General features: G+C 73.6%; 3 protein-coding genes and 1 pseudogene. All 4 read left to right on the forward strand.

Annotated elements, in window-relative coordinates; all coding sequences use genetic code 11:
• Positions 1 to 256 (forward strand): annotated as a pseudogene (locus AX737_RS04615) (chlorophyll synthesis pathway protein BchC); the annotation flags it as partial.
• Positions 253 to 1251, forward strand: coding sequence for a chlorophyllide a reductase iron protein subunit X (locus AX737_RS04620; RefSeq protein WP_066919351.1), 999 nt, complete (start codon positions 253 to 255; stop codon positions 1249 to 1251). The pseudogene AX737_RS04615 and the gene AX737_RS04620, both read left to right, overlap by 4 nt.
• 5 nt (positions 1252 to 1256) lie before the next feature.
• Entirely contained in the window at positions 1257 to 2849 is a 1593-nt protein-coding gene (bchY, locus tag AX737_RS04625) for a chlorophyllide a reductase subunit Y (protein ID WP_066919354.1), read from the forward strand.
• Positions 2849 to 4150 (forward strand): chlorophyllide a reductase subunit Z (gene bchZ, locus AX737_RS04630; RefSeq protein WP_066919356.1); only part of this gene is annotated, 1302 nt, incomplete at its 3' end. The genes bchY and bchZ, both read left to right, overlap by 1 nt.

The following is a 4150-nucleotide window of genomic DNA, read 5'->3' on the forward strand; positions in this document are numbered from 1 at the left end:
GGCGGGCTTCTACGAGGCGCCGCTCGCCTTCGCCTTCCCGCCGGCCTTCATGCGCGAGGCGCGCATCCGCGTCGCCGCGGAGTGGCGGCCCGACGACCTCGCGGCCGTCACGGCGCTCGCGGGCGCCGGACGCCTGTCGCTCGACGGGCTGATCACCCACCGGGCCCCGGCGCGGGAGGCGCAGGCGGCCTACCGCACCGCCTTCACCGACCCGGCCTGCCTGAAGATGGTGCTCGACTGGAGGGCTACCGCATGAACCTGCACCTCAACACGGCGGCGCTCCGCGCGGAGGCGGCCATCGAGCCCGAGGCGCCCGCGACCGGCGAGGCCAAGAACGAAGCCAAGCGCGAGACCCAGATCATCGCGATCTACGGCAAGGGCGGCATCGGCAAGTCGTTCACGCTGGCCAACCTCTCCTACATGCTGGCGCGCCAGGGCAAGCGGGTGCTGCTGATCGGCTGCGACCCGAAGAGCGACACCACCTCGCTGCTCTTCGGCGGCCGGGCCTGCCCGACCATCATCGAGACCTCGACGAAGAAGAAGCTCGCGGGCGAGCAGGTCGCGATCGGCGACGTCTGCTTCAAGCGCGACGGCGTCTTCGCGATGGAGCTGGGCGGTCCCGAGGTCGGGCGCGGCTGCGGCGGGCGCGGCATCATCCACGGCTTCGAGCTCCTCGAGAAGCTCGGCTTCCACGAGTGGGGCTTCGACTACGTGCTGCTCGATTTCCTGGGCGACGTGGTCTGCGGCGGCTTCGGCCTGCCGATCGCCCGGGACATGTGCCAGAAGGTCATCGTGGTCGGCTCGAACGACCTGCAATCGCTCTACGTCGCCAACAACGTCTGCTCGGCGGTCGAGTATTTCCGCAAGCTCGGCGGCAATGTCGGCGTCGGCGGCCTCGTGATCAACAAGGACGACGGCACCGGCGAGGCGCAGGCCTTCGCGGAGGCCGCGGGCATCCCGGTGCTCGCCGCGATCCCGGCCGACGAGGATATCCGGCGCAAGAGCGCGAACTACCAGATCGTGGCCGAGCCCGACGGGCGCTGGGGGCCGCTCTTCGCCGAACTCGCGCAGAATGTCGGGGCGGCCCTGCCCCACCGGCCGCGCCCGCTCAGCCAGGACGCGCTGCTCGGCCTGTTCTCGGGCGAGACGGTCGGGCGCGACGTGGTGCTGGAGCCGGCCTCGCTGGCCGACATGTGCGGCGTCGAGATCGCGCAGAAGCCTTCCCTCGAAGTCGTCTACGACGAGGGCTGACGCGCATGGCCGTCTCCCTCGACATCGCGGACCTGCGGGCGCGGCGGCGGCCCGCCGAGATCCCCGCGGCACCGGCGCCCGTTCCCGCACCGGAGCAGGGCGCCGCGCCGGAGCCCGGCTTCGCGCCGGAACCCGGTTCCGCCGACGGCCTCGGCTGCCACGGCGGCAAGGCCACGCTGCGGGCCGCCGCCGAGGCGGCCGGCCTCTCCGAGACGCTCGCGACCTACCGCCGGGACTACCCGGCCGGCCCCCACGACCAGCCGCAGAGCATGTGCCCGGCCTTCGGGGCGCTGCGGGTGGGCCTGCGCATGCGCCGCACCGCGACGCTGCTCTCCGGCTCGGCCTGCTGCGTCTACGGGCTGACCTTCACGGCGCATTTCTACGGGGCGCGGCGCAGCGTCGGCTACGTGCCGTTCAACTCCGAGACGCTCGTCACCGGCAAGCTGTTCGAGGACATCCGCGAGGCGGTCCACGAGGTGGCCCGCACGGGCGAGCACGACGCGGTGGTGGTGATCAACCTCTGCGTGCCCACCGCCTCCGGCGTGCCGCTCCGGCTCCTGCCCAAGGCGATCGACGGGGTGCGGATCATCGGCATCGACGTGCCGGGCTTCGGCGTGCCGACCCACGCCGAGGCCAAGGACGTGCTGGCCGGCGCGATGCTGGCCTATGCCCGCCAGGAGGCTGAGCGGGGGCCCGTGGCGGCGCCGCGCGGCGGGCGTTCCGAGCGCCCGAGCGTGACGCTGCTCGGCGAGATGTTCCCGGCCGATCCCGTCGTGATCGGGGGCCTGCTCGAACCGCTCGGCCTTGCGGCCGGCCCCGTGGTGCCGACGCGCGAGTGGCGCGAGCTCTACGCCGCCCTCGACGGCGCGGCGGTCGCGGCGATCCACCCGTTCTACGCGGCGAGCGTGCGCGAGTTCGCGGCGGCCGGGCGGCCGGTGGTCGGCTCCGCGCCGGTCGGCCACGACGGCACCGCGGACTGGCTCGAGGCCATCGGCAACGCCTGCGACGTGGCCCCCGCCGTGATCGCGGCGGCCAAGGCCCGCCTGCTGCCGCCGATCCGCGCCGCGATCGCCGCGAACCCGATCCGCGGCCGGATCACGCTCTCGGGCTACGAGGGCTCGGAGCTCTTGGTCGCCCGCCTCCTCGTCGAGAGCGGCGCGGAGGTCCCTTACGTCGGCACCGCCTGCCCGCGCACGCCCTGGTCCGAGCCCGACCGGGCCTGGCTCGAAGAGCGCGGCGTCGCGGTGCGCTTCCGCGCCTCGCTGGAGGACGATCTCGCCGCGCTCGCGGCGTTCCGGCCCGACCTCGCGATTGGCACCACACCGGTCGTCCAGAAGGCCAAGGAGGGCGGCACGCCGGCCCTCTACTTCACCAACCTGATCTCGGCCCGGCCCCTGATGGGCGTGGCGGGCGCGGGCTCGCTCGCAGAGGTCGTCAACGCCGCGATGGGCAACCGCGACCGCTTCGCGGCGATGCGCGGCTTCTTCGAGGGCGTCGGCACCGGCCACGCCGCCGGGATCTGGCAGGAGCGGCCCCGAGCGAAGGCCGCCGTGACGATGGCACGCGCCCCCGAGCGCCCGATCGGGGAGATGGCCTGATGCTCGTCCTCGATCACGACCGGGCCGGAGGGTACTGGGGCGCCGTCTACGTCTTCGCGGCGGTGAAGGGCCTGCAGGTCGTCATCGACGGTCCCGTGGGCTGCGAGAACCTGCCGGTCACCGCGGTGCTGCACTACACCGACGGCCTGCCGCCCCATGAATTGCCGATCGTGGTCACGGGGCTGGCCGAGGAGGAACTCGGCCGCCACGGCACGGAAGGGGCGATGAAGCGGGCGCACGCGGCGCTCGACCCCGCGCAGCCCAGCGTCGTCGTCACCGGCTCGATCGCCGAGATGATCGGCGGCGGCGTCACCCCCGAGGGCACCGGGCTGCAGCGCTTCCTGCCGCGCACCATCGACGAGGACCAGTGGCAGGCCGCCGACCGGGCGATGTCCTGGCTCTGGCAGGAATACGGGGCCAAGCGCTACGCGAAGAAGGGCATCCCGAAGCGGCCCGCGCGCAAGGAGGGCCAGCGCCCCCGGGTCAACATCGTCGGCCCGGCCTACGGCAGCTTCAACATGCCGAGCGATCTGGCCGAGATCCGGCGGCTCGTCGAGGGGATCGGCGCCGAGGTCAACCTCACCTTTCCGCTCGGCTGCCACCTCTCGGAGGTTCCCCGCCTCGTCGAGGCCGACGCCTCGGTCTGCCTCTACGGCGAGTTCGGCCCCGCCCTCTGCGAGAGCCTGGAGCGGCCCTGGCTGCGCGCCCCGATCGGGGTGCTCGCCACCACCAAGTTCCTGCGGGCCCTAGGCGAGATCCTGGGCCTCGACCCCGAGCCCTTCATCGAGGCCGAGCGCCACACCACGATCAAGCCGGTCTGGGACCTCTGGCGCTCGGTGACGCAGGACTTCTTCGGCACGGCGAGCTTCGGCATCGTGGCGACCGAGACCTACGCGCGCGGCGTGCGCCGCTTCCTCGCCGACGAGATGGGCCTGCCCTGCGCCTTCGCGATCGGCCGCAGGCCCGGCGCGAAGACCGACAACGCGGCCGTGCGCGCCGCGATCCACGAGCGCCCCCCGCTCGTGCTGCTGGGCTCCTACAACGAGCGCCAGTACCTCGCGGAAGCCGGGGGCCGGGCGGCCTACATCCCGGCCTCGTTCCCCGGCGCGATCGTCCGGCGGCACACCGGCACGCCCTTCATGGGCTACGCGGGCGCGACCTACCTCGTGCAGGAGGTCTGCAACGCGCTCTTCGACGCGCTCTTCCACATCCTGCCGCTGGGGCGCGACCTCGACGCGGTCGCGGCGACGCCCGCCCGCGAGGCGGCCGAGCTCGCCTGGGAGGAGCCCGCCCGCGCCCGC

Source organism: Methylobacterium sp. CCH5-D2, from assembly GCF_001556475.1.
Taxonomy (GTDB): Bacteria; Pseudomonadota; Alphaproteobacteria; order Rhizobiales; family Beijerinckiaceae; genus Methylobacterium; species Methylobacterium hispanicum.

Bases quoted from the DNA above. Each gene is read 5' to 3' on its own strand.
- AX737_RS04620 (WP_066919351.1), top strand. From the start codon at position 253: ATGAACCTGCACCTCAACACGGCGGCGCTCCGCGCGGAGGCGGCCATC.
- bchY (WP_066919354.1), top strand. From the start codon at position 1,257: ATGGCCGTCTCCCTCGACATCGCGGACCTGCGGGCGCGGCGGCGGCCC.